Below are 16,508 nucleotides of genomic sequence, written 5' to 3'. Positions count from 1 at the left end.
TCGGTGGGGGCGCGCCGGGCGGCGCGCGGGTTGATGAGTGAGGTGGGTTGGCGAATGGTGGGCGGGTGACGGACGGCGTGCGGGACGGGCGGGCCCGCGGTCCCTGCCGGCGGGGATGCCGCCTCCTCCAGGCCGGAGGGCGGCGATGCCGGTGCCCGGCCCCTCCCGCGGCGGCGGCTCAGGCCCCCGGCGGATGCAGGAGGAGGCGGTGGTTCATCCGGTCCCGCTTGGTCTGCAGGTAGCGGGCGTTCTCCGGGACCGGCTCGACGACGTCGGGCTCCAGGGTCTGCACGGTCAGCCCCTCCCGCTCGAGCGCCTCGGCCTTGGCGGGGTTGTTGGTCACCAGGTGGAGGACGGTGATCCCCAGGCCCTCGAGGATGCGGGCCGCCTGGCGGTAGTCGCGGGCGTCGGCCGGCAGCCCGAGCTCGAGGTTCGCGTCGAGGGTGTCCAGGCCGGCGTCCTGCAGCGCGTAGGCGCGCAGCTTGTTGACCAGCCCGATCCCGCGGCCCTCGTGCTGCCGCAGGTAGACGAGGGTCCCGCCGTGGCTGGCGATGATGCGCAGCCCCTCCTGCAGCTGCGGGCCGCAGTCGCAGCGCCGGGAGCCGAAGACGTCGCCGGTGAGGCACTCCGAGTGCAGCCGCACGTACGGCGCCTGATCGGAGCCCAGCACCGGCGTCCCGTCCGGGCCCAGGGCCGTGGCGCTGAGGTGCTCGGAGCCGTCGGCGAATCCCCAGGCGCGCACGGCGAAGGAGCCGTAGGGGGTGGGGACCGTGACGGGGTCGGTCACGGCGATCAGCTCGGGGTCGGTGCGGGGCACCAGGCGGCCCGGGTCGGGGCTGAGCTCCTCCGGATCCGCGCGGCGGGGGTCGTTCATGCTCGCAGCTCCTCGGAGGAGGGGTCGGCGGGCTCGGCGTCCTCGGCCGCGTAGGCCGCGAGCGCCTCGATCGAGATCATCGGCAGGCCGTGCTCGCTCGCGAAGCGGCGGAGCGCCTCGAAGCGCATCATCGAGCCGTCGTCGTGCACCAGCTCGGCGATGTAGCCGACCTCGGGCAGGCCCGCCAGCCGGGCCAGCTCGACAGCGGCCTCGGTGTGGCCGGGGCGCTCGGCGACTCCCCCGTCCACCGCGCGCAGCGGCAGGATGTGGCCCGGCCGGGTGAGGTCGGCGGGGGCCGAGCGCGGGTCGGCGAGGAGGTTGAGCGTCAGCGACCTGTCCGCGGCGCTGATCCCGGTGCTCACGCCGGCCGCGGCGTCGCAGGTCACCGTGTAGGCGGTGCCCTTCGGGTCCTCGTTGCGGGCGACCATCGGCGGCAGCGCGAGCGCGTCGGCCCGCGCGCCGGTCATGGGGGCGCACACGACGCCGGAGGAGTAGCGGATCATCATCCCCAGGCGCTCGGGGTCCGCGAGCGCGGCGGCGCCGATCAGGTCGCCCTCGTTCTCGCGGTCCTCGTCGTCGACCACGACGACGAGGCCGCCGGCCGCGATGGCGCTCAGCGCGTCCTGCACGGGGTCCAGGACCGTGGGGGCCTCCTCGGCGAGGAGGGCGGTCCCCGGGGGCGCCGGCGGGGCCGGGAGGACGGCCGCGACCTCGGCGGGGATCCCGACGACGACGTCGCCCGGGCCCGCCGGCGCGCCTCCGCCCGCGGGCCCGGCCGGAGCCGCCCCTCCCCCGGCGGATCCCCCGGGAGCCGTCCCGAGGTCCCCGAGGCCCTCGAACTGCAGGGCGCGCAGCAGGTACTTCGCGACGGCGTCGGTCTCCAGGTTCACGGCGTCGCCCAGCCGGGCCTCGCCGAGGGTCGTGGCCCGCAGGGTGGCCGGGATGACGCCGACCTCGAACCACGGCCGGGCCTCCCCTGCGGGGCTCACGGCGGTCACCGTCAGCGAGATGCCGTCCAGGGCGATCGAGCCCTTCTCCGCGAGCTGGGGCGCGAGCCCGGCCGGGACCTCGACCCGCACGGTCGTCCAGTCGGCGTGCTCGACCAGGCCGACGACGGTCCCCGTGCCGTCCACGTGCCCCTGCACGATGTGGCCGTCGAACCGCCCGCCGGCGGGCAGGCAGCGCTCCAGGTTGACCCGGGAGCCGGGGACGAGGGCGCCGATGCCGGTCCGATCCAGGGTCTCGCCCATGACGTCGGCGACGAAGCGCCCCTGCTCCGCCACGGCCCGCACGGCCGTGAGGCACACGCCGTTGACCGCGAGGGAGCCGCCCTCGGGCAGGTCCTCGGCCACGCCCTCGGCGCGCAGGACCAGGCGGGCGGAGTCGGCGTCGCGCTCCAGGGCCTCGACGGTGCCCAGGCTCTCGATGATTCCGGTGAACATGATGGTGGCCTCTAGCCTTTCGTCGCGGGTGCGGGGTGCAGGTGGGTCAGCAGGTCGGGGCCGCGGCGGCCCACGCCCTGCTCGGTATGGTCGGCCTCCGACCCCGCGGGGTCGACCTCCCAGCGGAGGGCCTGGCCGAGGGTCCCGGCGCCCAGGTCGCCGATCCCCCGGGTGCCCCCGCCCAGCAGGAGGGGGGCCGCGTACCAGTAGATCTCGTCCACCAGGCCGGCGGCGAGGAAGGCGGTGATCAGCCCGGGCCCACCCTCGACGAGCACGTGCTCGACCGAGGCGTCCTTCAGAGCCCTCAGGGCCTCCTCCGGCACGCGGGTGCGCAGCGGCAGGTGGCCCCTCCCGGAGTTCAGCCGGGCCCCCGGCGGGAGGTCCCGCAGGCCCATGACCGCCCGCAGCGGCTGCCGGGCGGCCTCGGCGCCGTCGGGCCCGCGGCGGGTGAGCAGGGGGTCGTCGGTGAGCACGGTGCCCGTGCCGACCAGGACGGCGTCCACGCGGCCGCGCAGCTCGTGGCCGTGGGCGCGCGCCTCGGGGCCGGTGATCCACTGGCTGGTGCCGTCCGGGGCCGCGACGCAGCCGTCCATCGAGGCGGCGACCTTGGCGGTCACGAAGGGGCGGTGGTGCTCGCGGGTCAGCCACCAGCGGTGGTTCAGGCGCCGGGAGCGCTCGGCCAGCAGGCCACCGCGCACCTCGACGCCGTGCTCGGCGAGGAACCGGGCGCCGCCGCTGGCCCAGGCCGTCGTGTCGGAGTCCCCGTAGACCACCGAGCCGACGCCGGCGGCGAGGATGGCCGCGCTGCAGGGGCCGGTGCGGCCGGTGTGGTTGCAGGGCTCGAGGGTCACGTACATGCGGGCCGTGCCCAGCTCGGTGCCGGCGGCGCGGGCCTGCTCCAGGGCGTCGACCTCGGCGTGCGGGGTGCCGGCCCCGCGGTGGTGGCCGACGTGCAGGATCTCGCCGGCGGCGTCGGCGATGACCGCGCCGACCAGGGGGTTGCCGCCGCGGCTGCCGAGGGCGGCGGCGTCGAGCGCGGCCTCCATGGCGGCCCGGTCGCGTCGGCTCCAGGGGCCGGGCGGGCGGGCGGCGTCGTCCTCCTGCCCGCTCATCGGGGGCCTCCCGTCCGGTGGAGGGAGTCCCGCTCGACCGTGGGGTCGGGGAACTGCGTCTCGACGCTGACCCGCTGCTCGCGGTTGCGGGCCCGCCACCAGACGAAGAACCCGGCGAGGGTGAAGCAGCCGTAGAAGAGGTACATCAGCCCGGAGGCGTAGTAGCCGGCGGAGAACAGCAGGGGAACGCCGACGACGTCGACCGCGACCCAGATCAGCCAGAACTCGACCCAGCCCCGCGCCATCCCCCAGGTGGCCAGCAGCGAGCCGACGAAGATCCACGCGTCGGACCAGACCGGCTCGTAGGAGCCCAGGGCCCGGAAGACCGGCGTGAGCGCGGCCGTGCCGCCCACCAGCAGGACGACCAGCATCACCCGCTCGCGCCCGCTCGCCCACCGGGGGCTGACCGGGGCGGAGCCGTCGCTGCGCGCGCTCTTCCAGCGGTACCAGCCGTAGACGGAGACGGCGATGAACATGACCTGCCGGCCGGCCTGCCCGAGCAGGTTGACGGGGTTCGGCGAGCCGAAGACGGCGCCGAGGAAGACGGTGAGCAGCAGGAGGTTGCCGAGCACGCCCACGGGCCAGGCCCACACCCTGCGGCGCATGCCGCCCAGGGCCGAGGCGAGGCCGAAGAGATTGCCCAGGACCTCGCGCCACAGCACGAAGCCGCCGCCGATGTGCAGCTGGGCATCGAAGAGCCACCGCAGAAGATCCATGCCGCTCCTTCCGGGTCTGCGGGGCCCCGGGGAGAACACGGCGGGGCCTGGAGCGACATCCCCGCACCCGGGCGATCCCTCGCCGACGGGCCCGGGTGCCGCCGCGCGGCCCGCCGAGCTCGTGCACCTTCATCCAGACTGTACTGTCGGTACCGGAATCTCACCGGTTCGGCCGCGATCTGCCGGGCGGGCGGGCCGCTCGGCTCTCGCGGGTCGCGGACTATCACCGCCGGTTCGGAATTTCACCGACCCCCGGAGCACGAAAATTTAAAGCGTCGATGTCGAGTATGACACACCGGCGGGGTCGCGTGCTCGCACGTGGGAGGTCAGTTCTCGATGAGAGAACGCCCCGCCCCGGATCATCGCCCGGCGAGGACCGCCTTCGGCCCCGCTAGCGCGCCGCGCCCAGACCGCACGCCGCCCGAGCCCGTTCCCGCAGGGCGCCGATGGCGGCGGCGCGGTCCTCAGCGCCGTAGACCGAGGAGCCCGCGACGAAGACGTCGGCCCCCGCCTCGGCCGCGCGCTCGATGGTGGACTCCGAGATCCCCCCGTCCACCTGCAGCGCGACCTGTGCTGAGGAGCCGCGGGTGGCCTCGGCGGCGCGCCGGATCTTGGGCAGCGTCACGTCCAGGAAGGACTGCCCGCCGAATCCGGGCTCCACCGTCATGACCAGCAGGAGGTCCAGCTCGGGCAGCAGGTCCAGGTACGGCTCGACCGGCGTCGCCGGCCGCAGGGCCATGCCCGCCCGGGCATCCTGGGACCGCAGCTCCCGGGCCAGCTTGATCGGCGCGATCGCGGCCTCGGCGTGGAAGGTCACCGACTCGCAGCCGATCTCGGCATAGCGGGGCGCCCAGCGGTCGGCGTCGTCGATCATGAGGTGGACGTCGAAGGGCACCGGCGAGACCTGGCGCAGGCGCTCGACCACCGCCGGGCCCCACGTGAGGTTGGGGACGAAGTGGTTGTCCATGACGTCGATGTGGGCGGCGTCCGCGGACTCGACGGCGGCCAGCTCCTCGCCCAGCCGGGCGAAGTCGGCCGAGAGGATGGACGGGTGGATCCGGACGTGACTCAAGCTGCTGCCTCCCGGCATCTCGACGGAATCGACGGGCGGACGGGGTTCGCACCGGCCGCGTCCCACCAGGATACCCGGCCGGGCGGGCCGGGTCGGAGGAAGCGCGCGTCCATGTGCGCTAATTGCCACCTGGGCCCTCCACCTGCACTATCGTCCCGCGGATTGCAAGTCCGCGTCGCCCATTTCGATAGCTTCCCGATCTTAATTTTGGACTTAGCCATGCCTTACCTAATCTGAGAGGGCACCAGGGGCGTCACCCCCTTCCGACCCTCGCGGTCATCCCCACTCGCCCACCTCGTGAGGAGCACGAAACGACCATGCGCACCATCACCCGTCCCCGGCTGGCCATCATCGCCCTTGCCTCCGCCACGACGCTCGCCCTCGCCGCCTGCTCCGGCGGCGACTCCGAGCCCGCCGCCGACTCCTCCTCCGACTCGACCGTCGAGGTCACCGACATGGCCGGCAACACCGTCGAGCTGCCCTCGGACCCGAGCAGCGTCGCCGTGACGGACAACCACGCCTTCCAGATCCTCGACGACTGGGGCGTGGAACTCTCGGCGGCTCCCCTGGACCTGATGTCCGAGGACGTCGTCTCCTACCCGGGCAACTCCGACATCGCCAACCTGGGCAACCACCGCGAGCCCGACCTCGAGGCGCTGGTCAACGCCGATCCCGACGTCGTGATCAACGGCTACCGCTACAGCAGCCACGCCGAGGACATCAAGAACCTGCTGCCCGAGGACACCGCCTTCATCAACCTCGACCAGCCGGAGGACATGCCGCTGGACGAGTACCTGCGCGAGTCCACGAACCTGCTCGGCGAGATCTTCGGCCACGAGGAGGACGCCGAGAAGCTGGTCGGGGACTTCGACGCCTCCCTGGACCGCGCCCGCGAGAGCTACAACGGTGAGGACACCGTCATGGGCATCATCACCAGCGGCGGCGACATCAACTACGCCGCCCCGGGCGAGGGCCGCGCGATCGGCCCCGTCTTCGACTGGCTCGACCTGACCCCGGCGCTGGAGCAGGAGGGCAGCGAGAACCACCAGGGCGACGACGTCTCGGTCGAGGCCATCGCCGGCTCCAACCCCGACTGGCTGCTGGTCATGGACCGCGACGCCGCCGTCTCGGACGACGACTCCGAGTACAGCGCCGCCGAGGACCTGATCAAGAACTCCGAGGCGCTGGCCTCCGTGCCCGCCGTGGAGAAGAACCAGATCGACTACATGCCCAAGGACTTCTACGTCCACGAGGACATCATCCTCTACACGGAGTTCCTCGACTCCATGGCCGACTCCTTCGAGCAGGCCGAGTAGCCAGCACCGCAGACGCCGCCAGCGCGGCACCGCCCCGCATCCCCGCCCGCCGCCCGGGCGGGGATGCGGGGCATCATCGGGCCCAGCCGGCCCGCCGTCCCAGCGCCCCCGACCGAGACGAAGCACGTGAGCCTGACGATCACCCCGCCCGAGAGACCCGACGACGGCGCCCCGCCGGGCGCGCCCGGCACCGGGACGCCCCGCCGACGCCGATGGCGCCTCACCTGGCCGCTGCTGCTCGGCCTGCTCGCCACCCTGGCCCTGCTCGTGCTCTCGCTGTTCGTGGGGGTCTACGACATCGCCGGCGGCGAGGGCGGCTGGGAGATGTTCTGGATCACCCGCGTGCCGCGCACGATCTCCCTCGTGCTCGCCGGCGCCGCGATGTCCATGGCCGGGCTGGTCATGCAGCAGATGACGCAGAACCGCTTCGTCGAGCCGACCACCACCGGCACCACCGAGTGGGCCGGTCTCGGCCTGCTGGTGACCATGATCGTGCTGCCCTCCCCGAGCATCACCGAGCGCATGGTCGGCGCGGTGCTGTTCTCCTTCGTCGGCACCATGGTCTTCTTCCTCTTCCTGCGCCGGGTCACCCTGCGCTCCTCCCTGATCGTGCCGATCATCGGCATCATGCTCGGCGCCGTCGTCAGCTCGATCTCCACCTTCATCGCCCTGCAGTACGACCTCCTGCAGAGCCTCGGCATCTGGTTCGCGGGCAGCTTCACCGGCGTCGTGCGCGGGCGCTACGAGCTGCTGTGGATCGTGCTGATCGTCGCGGTCCTCGTCTTCGTCGTGGCGGACCAGTTCACGGTCGCCGGGCTCGGCAAGGACGTCGCGACCAACGTCGGCCTCAACTACAACCTCGTCATCTTCCTCGGCGTGACGATGGTCGCGCTGGTCACCGGCGTGACCACGGTGGTGATCGGGGTGCTGCCCTTCCTCGGGCTGATCGTCCCCAACGTCGTCTCCCTCATCCGGGGCGACAACCTGCGCACCAACCTGCCGTGGGTGTGCCTGACCGGCATCTGGGTGGTCACCGTGTGCGACATCATCGGAAGGACCATCATCATGCCCTTCGAGGTGCCCGTCTCCCTCATCCTGGGCGTGGTCGGCGCGGCGGTCTTCGTGACCCTGCTGGTCAGGAGGCGCCGCCATGTCTGAGACCCTGACCCGCTCCGGCGCCGCGGCGGACACCCGGCGCACCGGTCCCTTCGCCACCACGTCCGGGCGCCGGCGCTACGCGGTGGTCCTCGGCGTGCTCGTCGTCCTCGCCCTGCTCGCCACCTACGGGATCCTCGGCTACGGCAACAAGGCCGATTTCATGTCCCGGCAGTGGGTGACCATCGCGGGGCTGCGGATCGAGACCGTCGTGGTGATCCTCGTGGTCGCGTTCTGCCAGTCCTTCGCGACCGTCTCCTTCCAGACCGCCACGCAGAACCGGATCCTCACGCCCTCGATCATGGGCTTCGAGTCGATGTACGTCGCGATCCAGACGGCCGCGGTCTTCTTCCTCGGCATCTCGGGGGTGACGCTGCTGGACGGCCCGGCCCGCTTCTTCCTCCAGTCCGGGATCATGGTGCTCATGGCGGTGCTGCTGTACTCCTGGCTGCTCTCCGGGCGCTTCGGGAACCTGCACATCATGCTGCTGGTCGGCGTCGTGATCGGGGGCGGGCTCGGCTCCCTCTCCACCTTCATGCAGCGGCTGCTGGAGCCCAACGAGTTCGACGTCCTGAGCGCCCGGCTGCTCGGCAGCATCTCCAACGCCTCGACCGAGAACCTCCCCTACGTCATCCCCGTGTGCCTGGTGACCGGCGTCGCCATCTGGCTGCGCTCGCGGCGGATGAACCTCATGGCCCTGGGCCGCGACGCCACGAACAACCTGGGCCTGAACCACCGCCGGGAGCTGATGACGACGCTGCTGCTCGTCTCGATCATGATGGCGATGACCACCTCGCTGGTGGGCCCCATGACCTTCCTCGGGTTCCTCGTCGCCACGCTCGCCTACTCCCTGACCGACACCTACGACCACCGCCTCGTCCTGCCCGTCGCGTTCCTCGCCGGGTACACCGTGCTGGCGCTGGCCTACTTCGTGCTCCGCAACGTCTTCTACGCCGGCGGGGCCGTGACGATCATCGTCGAGCTCGTCGGCGGCATCGTCTTCCTCACCGTCCTGCTGCGAAAGGGGCGACTGTGATCTCGCTCGAGAACGTCTTCAAGAGGTACAGCGACGACGTCGCCGTCGGCCCCGTCACCCTGGACATCCCGCGGGGCGGCGTGACCGCCCTGGTGGGTCCCAACGGGGCGGGGAAGTCGACCGTGCTGACCATGATCGGCCGGCTCCAGGACCCCGACGCGGGGACCATCCGGGTGGGCGGGCACGACGTCGCCCGGACGCCGTCGAAGACCATCGCCAAGGTGCTGTCCATCCTGCGCCAGGAGAACCACTTCGTCACCCGGCTCACCGTGCGGCAGCTGGTCGGATTCGGCCGCTACCCGCACTCGCGCGGGCGGCTGACGGCCGAGGACGAGCGGCACATCTCCCAAGCCGTCGAGTTCCTGAACCTGGGCGAGCTGCAGGATCGGTTCCTCGACCAGCTCTCCGGCGGCCAGCGCCAGCGCGCCTACGTGGCGATGGTCCTGGCCCAGGACACCGACTACGTGCTGCTGGACGAGCCGCTGAACAACCTGGACATGCAGCACTCGGTGCAGATGATGAAGCAGCTGCGCCGGGCCGCCGACGAGCTGGGACGCACCATCGTGATCGTGCTGCACGACATCAACTACGCGGCGCACTACGCCGACCGGATCGTGGCGATGAACGACGGGCGGCTCAGCGAGGTCGGCCCGCCGGAGGAGATCGTGCGCGGGGAGGTCCTGAGCCGGATCTTCAACACGCCGGTGGAGGTGGTCGACGGTCCGCAGGGGCGGCCCGTCTGCGTGTACTTCTAGCGGACCGGCCCCGCGGGCCGCTACCGCCGGCGCAGCAGCGCGAGGAACATCGCGTCGGTGCCGTGGACGTGCGGCCACAGCTGGACCGTCGTGGCGCGCTCGAAGCCCTCGGCCGGCGTCGTGCCCGGCATCTCCAGGCCGGTCAGCTCGTCGCGGGCGGGGCCCGGGAGCATGACCGAGCGGATGACCCCGGCGGTGTCCAGCAGCTCGACGTCCCCGCCCTCCAGGACGTCCAGGAGCACGTTCTGCGTCTCCGCCGCGTGCGGCGAGCAGGTCACGTACGCCACGACGCCGCCGGGCCGGGTGACGCCGACGGCGGCGCGCAGCAGATCGGTCTGCAGGGGCACCAGGTCGGCGATGTCGCTGGGCGTCTTGCGCCAGCGGGCCTCGGGGCGGCGGCGCAGCGCCCCCAGCCCGGAGCAGGGCGCGTCGACCATGACGCGGTCGAAGATCTCCCCGCTCCCACCGAAGGCCTCCACGGCCAGCTCGACCGGCTCGGGCAGCGGGCCCTCCTCCAGCGTCGCGGCGATCTCCCGGCCGTCGCCGACGACGACGCCGTAGGTCTGCTCGGGCAGGACCCGCAGCGACTCCCGGACCAGCCGGGCCCGGTGCTCGGAGACCTCGTTGGCCACCAGGTGCGCGCCGCGGCGGGCGGCGAGCGCCCCGAGCAGGGCGGCCTTGCCGCCGGGGCCGGCGCACAGGTCCAGCCACGTCTCGTCGGCCCCCTCCAGGGGCGCGGCCGCGAGGGCCCGGGCGACGATCTGGGAGCCGGCGTCCTGCGCCCTCACCCGCCCGGAGCGCACCGACTCCATCCGGCCGAGGTCGCCGTGCCGGTAGGTGGCCGAGCCCTCGACCAGCTCCCCTGCCTCGGCGCCGTTCTCCTCGGCCTCGCGGAGGTCCCCGATGCCCGGCAGGGCGACCAGGTGGACCAGCGGGCTGAGGTTGTCCGCGGCCAGCAGCTCCTCGACCTCGGTGGGCACGCGCCCGTGGGCGGCCAGGGCCTGGCGCATCGCCCGGACGATCCACACGGGGTGGGAGCGCTCGATCGAGAGCCGCTTGAGGTCGTCCGTGACCCCCTCGGTGAGCTCCGCGATCCACTCCTGGCAGCTCCTCTCCGAGACCCGGCGCAGGACGGCGTTGACCATGGTCGAGGGCCCCGCGCCGACGACGCCGCGCGCCAGCCCCACGGTCTGGTTGAGCGCGGCGTGCACGGGCGTGCGCATGCCGAGCAGCTGGTGGGCGCCCAGGCGCAGGGTGGTGAGGATCTTCTGGTCGATCTTCTCCAGGGGGCGGTCGACGCAGCGGGCCAGGACGGCGTCGTAGGTGCCCCGCTCGCGCAGCGAGCCGTAGGTCAGCTCGGTGGCGAAGGCGGCGTCGCGCCGGTCCAGCCGGTGGTGGCGGATCCGCTGGGGCAGCACGAGGTTGGCGTAGGCGTCCTCGGTGTCCACCGCCTGGAGTACCTCGAAGGCGACCAGGCGGGACGGGTCCGCGACCCGGCGCCGCTGGCTCGGGGCCGAGGACGAGTACCGCCGGTCGCGCTCGCCGCCGCGGTTGCGCTCGCGCCCCTTGGCGTTGCGGCGCGATCCGCCGTCCCGGGGCGGCCGACCGCCGGGTCCTCCGCGGCGGTCGCCGCGCTCCTCGGACCCGCCGCGGCTGCCACCGCGTCCCTCGGCTCCTCCGCGGCGGTCGCCGCCGCCCTCGGGCCCGCCGCGGCGCGGCCCTCCGGATCGTGGTGGCTGCTGCTGGCTCATGCGAATCTCACGCTCCCGTGCGTCAGTCGTCCTGCTCCGCGGGCCCAGTCGGCCGCGTCCATCATCTTCTTGCCCGCCGGCTGGATCCGGGCCACGACGACGTCGCCGTCGGCCGCGCGCACCCGGACCTCGCGGCCCGCGAGCCTCGCCTCGCCGGGGACCCGGGCGGCGTCGTCATCGTCCTCGGGCGGGGCGGCCCGCAGGCCCGCGAGCTTGACCCGCTGGCCCTCCAGGGTGGTCCAGAGGCCGGGCTCGGGCGTGGCGCCGCGGGCCTGGGCCTCGATCCCCGCCGCCGGGCGGGCCCAGTCGACGCGCCCGTCCTCGAGGACGAGCTTCGCGGCGCGGGTGGGCTCCCCCTCCTGGGGGCGGGGGCGGGCCGTCCCGGCCTCGATCTCGCCGAGCGTCCCCGCCAACATCCGCCCGCCGGAGACGGCGAGGCGGCGCAGCATCGTGCCCGCGGTGTCCTCGGGGCCCACGGGCTCGCTCAGGACGTCGAAGACGGGGCCGGTGTCCATGCCCTCCTCGATGAGGAAGGTGGAGGCCCAGAGGACGGTCTCACCGGCCATCAGGGCGCGCTGCACGGGGGCCGCGCCGCGCCAGGCCGGCAGGCGGGAGAAGTGGAGGTTGATCCAGCCGTGGGGCACGGCCTCCAGCGCCCGGCGCGGCAGCAGCGCCCCGTAGGCGACCACGGCCGCGGCCTCGGGGGCCAGCCGCAGCACCGCCGCGTGCGCCTCGTCGTCGTAGCGGTGGGCACGGATGACCGGCAGGCCGAGCTCCTCGGCGCGCGCCGCGACCGGCGAGGGGGTCAGCACCCGCTTGCGGCCCAGGGGCGCGTCGGGGCGGGTCAGCACACCCACGACGTCGTGCCCGGCCTCGATCAGCGCCTCCAGGGGCGCGACGGCGATCTCCGGCGTCCCGGCGTAGAGCACGCGCATCAGCGGCCTCCCCGCGCGGCGCCGGAGGATGAGCCCTGCCCGGCGGGCCGGGCGGACCCGAAGGAGGAGCCCTTGCCGGCGGACCGGGGGCTCCCGAAGGCCGATCCCCCGCCGGGGGCCGCGGAGCCGCCGAAGGAGGCGCCGGGGCCGAAGCCGCTGCCGGTGCGCCCGCCGCGCTCGCGCCGCACGCCGGCGGAGATCCCCTCGTACTCGCCCGCGCGGATCGCCCGGAGCACCCGGCGGCGCTCCTCGCCCGCCAGGCGGTCGATGTAGAGCTTCCCGTCCAGGTGGTCGGTCTCGTGCTGGAGGCAACGGGCCAGCAGCCCCTCCCCCTCGATCACCAGGGGCCGGTTCTGCCGGTCCACGCCCGTGACCCGGGCCCACTGGCGGCGCGGCAGGTCCGCGGCGAGCTCCGGGACGGAGAGGCAGCCCTCGCCGCCCTCCTGGGGCTCCTCGCCGGTCTCCAGGACCGGGTTGATCACGTGGCCGACCTCCCCCTCGGGCCCCTCGACGCCGTAGGTGAACAGGCGGAGGGAGACCCCCACCTGGGGCCCGGCCAGGCCGACGCCGCCGACGTCGAACATGGTCTCCACCATGTCGTCGATCAGGCGGGAGAGCTCGGCGTCGAAGACGGTGACGGGCTCGCAGGGGGTCCGCAGCACGGGGTCGCCGATCGTGCGGATGGGCAGTACTGTCATGGCGTTCCTTCGTTGGCCGGCGCTAGCTGGCGTTCTTGCGGGGCAGATCCACGGAGAGCGGCGGGGGCACGACCGCCATGAGCGGCTGCTGCGAGGGGTCCTGGCACTGCAGCTCGAGCGCGCGCTGGTGCCCCCACACCTTGCGCAGCGCGCAGAACTTGTACCAGTTGCCCTCCAGCAGGTCCGGGTTCGCCTGCTGCGCGCGCACCTCGGTCTCGCCCAGGGCGACGCCCAGCAGGACGGGGGCGTCGGCGTGGGGCCAGGGCTCCCAGCTGCCGGTCTCGGCGTCGACGAGGGACTCCTCGGCCTTGACGCCGGCCACCAGCTGCATGATCACCTTCGCGTCGAGAGGCTTGACCCGGCCCTTCCGGTCGGTGCCCTTGGTCTTGTAGTCGATGAGGCAGACGCGGCCGCCGATCCGGGCCACCAGGTCCAGGGTCCCGGCGTAGCCCACGGTCTGGTTCCACACGGTCAGCTCGGTCGCGATCGGCTCGGGGCGGTAGAGCTCCCACCACTCGTCGAAGCGGTCGGCCCAGGCGGACTCGGCGTGCAGGGCGAGGGTCTCGCGGGTGCCCTCGACGTCGTGCTCCTCCCCCAGGGCGCGCAGCGCGACGTTCTCGCAGTACTCGTGGATCCGGTCCCCGCGTGCGGCGGCCTGGTCCCGGTAGCGCTCCGCAGCGCCCGCGGCGTCGCGGATGACGGCGTGGCGCAGACCGGCGGAGCGCCCCGCCCTGATGGACCTGTCGTCCTCCAGAGCCGCCTTGGCCGCCATGTACCCGTGCCAGCCGCCCAGGTCCTGGGCCTGCTGGCCGATGACGGTGGTGATGGAGGGAACCTCGGGCTCCCCGCCGACGGCGCGGGCGTACATGCGCCCCTGGTCGGTCTGGGTCGCCAGCCTGGGTTGGGTCATGGGAGCACACCCGGTTCTTCCTCGCGCTCGCGCACGGTCTCGATCCGTCTGACTGAAGCCGCCGGGGGTCCCAGCGAAAAAGGCCCCCGTCCGGATGCTTCCGGCGGGGGCCTTTCTTCCAGCTGTCCGACAGCTGCGTTACGTGCGCGATACTGGGTTCGAACCAGTGACCTCTTCGGTGTGAACGAAGCGCGCTACCACTGCGCCAATCGCGCTCAGCACTCGAACTACATTAGAGGACCCTCCCGTGCGAGTCAATTCGAGGGACCCCCTCAAAGCGGTGACGCACAACACATGAGGCGATTTCGCGCTGATCAGCGGTTTCAGGAGCCGCGGAGCCCCTTTTCACCCCGGAATTCCGGGGATCTCGACCTTGAGGGGCACCGATTTTGCATCCCCCGGGAAGGTGTGTAGAGTATTCATCTGTCAGCGCGACGGACCGGAAGGAACGCCGAGCAGGTCATCCACGGGTGGCCGGAAACGCTGGACATGCGGTTGTAGCTCAGCTGGTAGAGCACCACCTTGCCAAGGTGGATGTCGCGGGTTCGAATCCCGTCAACCGCTCGCAGATTGCCTCATGACCGTGAGGCATGGCCCTGAGTTCCACGACCAGGACATGGTGAGGTGGTCGAGCGGTTAGGCAGCGGCCTGCAAAGCCGTGTACGCGGGTTCGAATCCCGTCCTCACCTCGCAAGCGCACAGGTATACTTGTGTGACGAGCGCGATTGGCGCAGCGGTAGCGCGCTTCCCTGACACGGAAGAGGTCACTGGTTCGATCCCAGTATCGCGCACAAGGAAAGCCCCGGCTCCCCCTAGGGAGCCGGGGCTTTGTGCTGTCCAGGGGATCAGCGGGAGTGACGCGCCCTCGGGCCCCGCGCCTCTCCCGGCTCGAGGACGCCTAGCCCGCGACCAGGCCCACGACGCCGCGCACGACCGCGACCACCGCCCCGGCCCCCGCCAGGAGCAGCGCCAGGGTCCGTGCCCTCTCCGCGGACACGCGCCGGGCCAGCGGGGCCCCCACGAGGATGCCGACGACGACGGCCGCCGCGACCCCGAGGAACAGCGAGGGCCCGGGCGCCGGCTCGGGGTCGGCCCCGCCGATCACCAGCTTCGCCCCCAGTGAGAGCGCGGCGAGGGTCATGAACACCGGCTGCATCGTGGCGGCGTACTCGCGCTGGTCCCACCGGGTGACCCGCGAGTACACGACCATCGCGGGCGCGGCGACGCCGGCGGTGACGTTGAGCAGCCCGCCCGCTCCACCGGCCAGCGCCGTGACCCCGCGGCCGCTGCGTCGTCGTCCCGCGGCACCGCTCAGGATCGCCGCCATGGCCACCAGCACGACGCCGCCCACCACCACCTGCAGCACCGGGCCGGGCGTGTGCCTGACCACGAGGGCGCCGGGGACCGTCCCCAGGATCCCCGCCGCGCACAGGGCCAGCCACTGCCGCCAGTTGACCTCGCGCCAGAGGGAGAGAGTCAGGATCAGGCCGGAGACGAAGGTCGTCATGTTGGTGACGAAGACGCCGTGGCCGCCGCCGAGCAGCACGGCGAAGGTGGGGGCCACGATCAGCCCCACCCCGGTCCCGCAGATCCTCTGCAGCACCGCGCCGACCATGACGGCGGGGAGCACGGCCCACAGCATCACCGGGCTGAGGGCTCCCGTTCCGTCCCCTCGACGCGCTCCAGGCCCTCGCGGGCCAGGGCCGTCAGCCGGGAGACGGCGCGGTAGTACTTCTTCTGGTAGCCGCCGGCCATCATCTCCTCGGTGAAGATCCGGTCGAAGGGGACGCCGGAGGAGACGATCGGCAGGTCCTTGTCGTAGAGGCGATCGGCGAGGACCACGAAGCGCAGCGCGACGGCCTGCTCGGTGATCGTCTCGACCTCGCGCCACACGATGCCCCGCAGCCCCTCGATGAGCTGCCGGTAGCGGCTAGGGTGCACCCGGGAGAGGTGCTCGATCAGGGCGGGGAAGTCGTCGGAGGCGACCGCGGCGTCGGCGGGGAAGGCGGAGGCGGCCGCGGCGTCGAGCTCTTGGGCGGCCAGCGGCTCAGGGGCCTGGGGGAGCCCGCGGTGGCGGTAGTCCTCACCGTCGATGCGCAGCACCTCGAACTGATCCGAGAGCACCTGGATCTCCCGCTTGAAGTCCTGGGCGGCGAAGCGGCCCTCGCCCAGGGATCCGGGCAGGGTGTTGGAGGTCGCCGCGAGGCGGACCCCGGCGTCGGAGAGCTCGCGCATCAGCCGCGACATCAGGACGGTGTCCCCGGGGTCGTCCAGCTCGAACTCGTCGATGCACACCAGCCGGTAGCCGCTCAGGGCCTCGACGGTCTTGCGGAAGCTGAGGGCGCCGACGAGATTGGTGTACTCCACGAAGGTCCCGAAGGCCTTGGGCCCGGAGACCGCGTGGTACAGCGAGGCGAGCAGGTGGGTCTTGCCGACGCCGAAGCCGCCGTCGAGGTAGATGCCGGCCTTGGCGTCCTTCGCCGCGCGCCTGCCGAAGAGCCTGCCGAGCAGCCCGCCGCCGGAGGGGGCCTCGATGGACTCCGCGAAGCGGCGCAGGGCCTCCCGCGCCTCCTCCTGGGAGGGCTGGCTCGGGTCCGGGATGTAGGTGTCGAAGGAGACCTCACCGAAGCGCTCGGAGGGGCGGAAGCCCTCCAGGAGCTCCTCCGCCGAGACCCGAGGGCTGCGGTCTACCAGGTGGATGGGCGAATCGGACACCATGTTCCTCACTGAGTCTGC

General features: G+C 72.9%; 15 protein-coding genes, 4 tRNA genes and 1 riboswitch. Of the genes, 7 read left to right on the top strand and 12 right to left on the bottom strand.

The features are described from left to right. Positions 1-178: 178 nt before the first annotated feature. The 5 genes from EWV39_RS06020 to rpe all read right to left on the bottom strand — a co-directional run bounded on the left by EWV39_RS06020 (position 179) and on the right by rpe (position 5,234). On the bottom strand, positions 179-874 hold the full coding sequence (locus tag EWV39_RS06020) for a GTP cyclohydrolase II (RefSeq protein ID WP_129657767.1): 696 nt from the start codon (positions 872-874) through the stop codon (positions 179-181). After that, positions 871-2,316: a 3,4-dihydroxy-2-butanone-4-phosphate synthase gene (gene ribB, locus EWV39_RS06015; RefSeq protein WP_129657765.1), complete on the bottom strand. Its 1,446-nt coding sequence runs from the start codon at positions 2,314-2,316 to the stop codon at positions 871-873. The genes EWV39_RS06020 and ribB overlap by 4 nt, the downstream gene beginning before the upstream one ends. Before the next feature lie 11 nt (positions 2,317-2,327). Continuing rightward, on the bottom strand, positions 2,328-3,428 hold the full coding sequence (gene ribD / locus EWV39_RS06010) for a bifunctional diaminohydroxyphosphoribosylaminopyrimidine deaminase/5-amino-6-(5-phosphoribosylamino)uracil reductase RibD (RefSeq protein WP_238148116.1): 1,101 nt from the start codon (positions 3,426-3,428) through the stop codon (positions 2,328-2,330). Then, complete coding sequence (gene pnuC / locus EWV39_RS06005) at positions 3,425-4,144, bottom strand: nicotinamide riboside transporter PnuC (protein ID WP_129657763.1); 720 nt, start codon at positions 4,142-4,144, stop codon at positions 3,425-3,427. The genes ribD and pnuC overlap by 4 nt, the downstream gene beginning before the upstream one ends. A gap of 118 nt (positions 4,145-4,262) precedes the next feature. Continuing rightward, a riboswitch (FMN riboswitch) is annotated at positions 4,263-4,408 on the bottom strand. Between the two features lie 127 nt (positions 4,409-4,535). Beyond that, positions 4,536-5,234 carry a ribulose-phosphate 3-epimerase gene (rpe, locus tag EWV39_RS06000; protein WP_129657761.1) on the bottom strand — a complete coding sequence of 233 codons (699 nt, stop codon included), beginning with the start codon at positions 5,232-5,234 and terminating at the stop codon, positions 4,536-4,538. Between the two features lie 299 nt (positions 5,235-5,533). Between rpe and EWV39_RS05995 the strand changes: the two genes are divergently transcribed. The 4 genes from EWV39_RS05995 to EWV39_RS05980 all read left to right on the top strand — a co-directional run bounded on the left by EWV39_RS05995 (position 5,534) and on the right by EWV39_RS05980 (position 9,478). Continuing rightward, positions 5,534-6,532, top strand: coding sequence for a siderophore ABC transporter substrate-binding protein (locus EWV39_RS05995; RefSeq protein WP_129657759.1), 999 nt, complete (start codon positions 5,534-5,536; stop codon positions 6,530-6,532). Positions 6,533-6,658: 126 nt separating this feature from the next. After that, positions 6,659-7,690 carry an ABC transporter permease gene (locus EWV39_RS05990; protein ID WP_420329945.1) on the top strand — a complete coding sequence of 344 codons (1,032 nt, stop codon included), beginning with the start codon at positions 6,659-6,661 and terminating at the stop codon, positions 7,688-7,690. Then, a complete protein-coding gene (locus tag EWV39_RS05985) occupies positions 7,683-8,723 on the top strand; it encodes an iron chelate uptake ABC transporter family permease subunit (RefSeq protein WP_129657755.1) in 1,041 nt (346 codons plus the stop codon). Before EWV39_RS05990 ends, EWV39_RS05985 begins: the two co-directional genes overlap by 8 nt. Further along, complete coding sequence (locus tag EWV39_RS05980) at positions 8,720-9,478, top strand: iron ABC transporter ATP-binding protein (RefSeq protein WP_129657753.1); 759 nt, start codon at positions 8,720-8,722, stop codon at positions 9,476-9,478. The genes EWV39_RS05985 and EWV39_RS05980 overlap by 4 nt, the downstream gene beginning before the upstream one ends. Positions 9,479-9,498: 20 nt before the next feature. Here EWV39_RS05980 and EWV39_RS05975 read toward each other — a convergent pair whose 3' ends face one another. From EWV39_RS05975 to EWV39_RS05955, 5 genes are all read right to left on the bottom strand, one after another. Further along, entirely contained in the window at positions 9,499-11,229 is a 1,731-nt protein-coding gene (locus tag EWV39_RS05975) for an RsmB/NOP family class I SAM-dependent RNA methyltransferase (RefSeq protein WP_129657751.1), read from the bottom strand. Next, the gene (gene fmt / locus EWV39_RS05970) at positions 11,226-12,164 is read right to left on the bottom strand and encodes a methionyl-tRNA formyltransferase (protein WP_129657749.1); all 939 of its coding nucleotides are present in this window, start codon (positions 12,162-12,164) and stop codon (positions 11,226-11,228) included. The genes EWV39_RS05975 and fmt overlap by 4 nt, the downstream gene beginning before the upstream one ends. Continuing rightward, on the bottom strand, positions 12,164-12,862 hold the full coding sequence (gene def, locus EWV39_RS05965; protein WP_129657747.1) for a peptide deformylase: 699 nt from the start codon (positions 12,860-12,862) through the stop codon (positions 12,164-12,166). Before def ends, fmt begins: the two co-directional genes overlap by 1 nt. A 22-nt stretch (positions 12,863-12,884) precedes the next feature. Then, the gene (locus EWV39_RS05960; RefSeq protein WP_129657745.1) at positions 12,885-13,772 is read right to left on the bottom strand and encodes a PD-(D/E)XK nuclease family protein; all 888 of its coding nucleotides are present in this window, start codon (positions 13,770-13,772) and stop codon (positions 12,885-12,887) included. 143 nt (positions 13,773-13,915) lie between these two features. Then, positions 13,916-13,987, bottom strand: a tRNA-Val gene (locus tag EWV39_RS05955). A 276-nt stretch (positions 13,988-14,263) separates the two neighbouring features. Between EWV39_RS05955 and EWV39_RS05950 the strand changes: the two genes are divergently transcribed. The 3 genes from EWV39_RS05950 to EWV39_RS05940 all read left to right on the top strand — a co-directional run bounded on the left by EWV39_RS05950 (position 14,264) and on the right by EWV39_RS05940 (position 14,563). Continuing rightward, positions 14,264-14,336, top strand: a tRNA-Gly gene (locus EWV39_RS05950). Positions 14,337-14,390: 54 nt separating this feature from the next. Continuing rightward, positions 14,391-14,461 (top strand) — tRNA-Cys (locus EWV39_RS05945). A gap of 30 nt (positions 14,462-14,491) precedes the next feature. Then, positions 14,492-14,563, top strand: a tRNA-Val gene (locus tag EWV39_RS05940). A gap of 107 nt (positions 14,564-14,670) precedes the next feature. Here EWV39_RS05940 and EWV39_RS05935 read toward each other — a convergent pair. Both EWV39_RS05935 and zapE read right to left on the bottom strand, forming a co-directional pair. Next, entirely contained in the window at positions 14,671-15,414 is a 744-nt protein-coding gene (locus tag EWV39_RS05935) for a TSUP family transporter (protein WP_129659096.1), read from the bottom strand. Beyond that, a complete protein-coding gene (gene zapE, locus EWV39_RS05930; protein ID WP_129657743.1) occupies positions 15,414-16,490 on the bottom strand; it encodes a cell division protein ZapE in 1,077 nt (358 codons plus the stop codon). The genes EWV39_RS05935 and zapE overlap by 1 nt, the downstream gene beginning before the upstream one ends. Between the last annotated feature and the right edge of the window lie 18 nt (positions 16,491-16,508).

It is taken from the genome of Rothia halotolerans, from assembly GCF_004136635.1.
GTDB lineage: Bacteria > Actinomycetota > Actinomycetes > Actinomycetales > Micrococcaceae > Rothia > Rothia halotolerans.
This window is presented reverse-complemented; position numbering and strand designations above follow the sequence as displayed.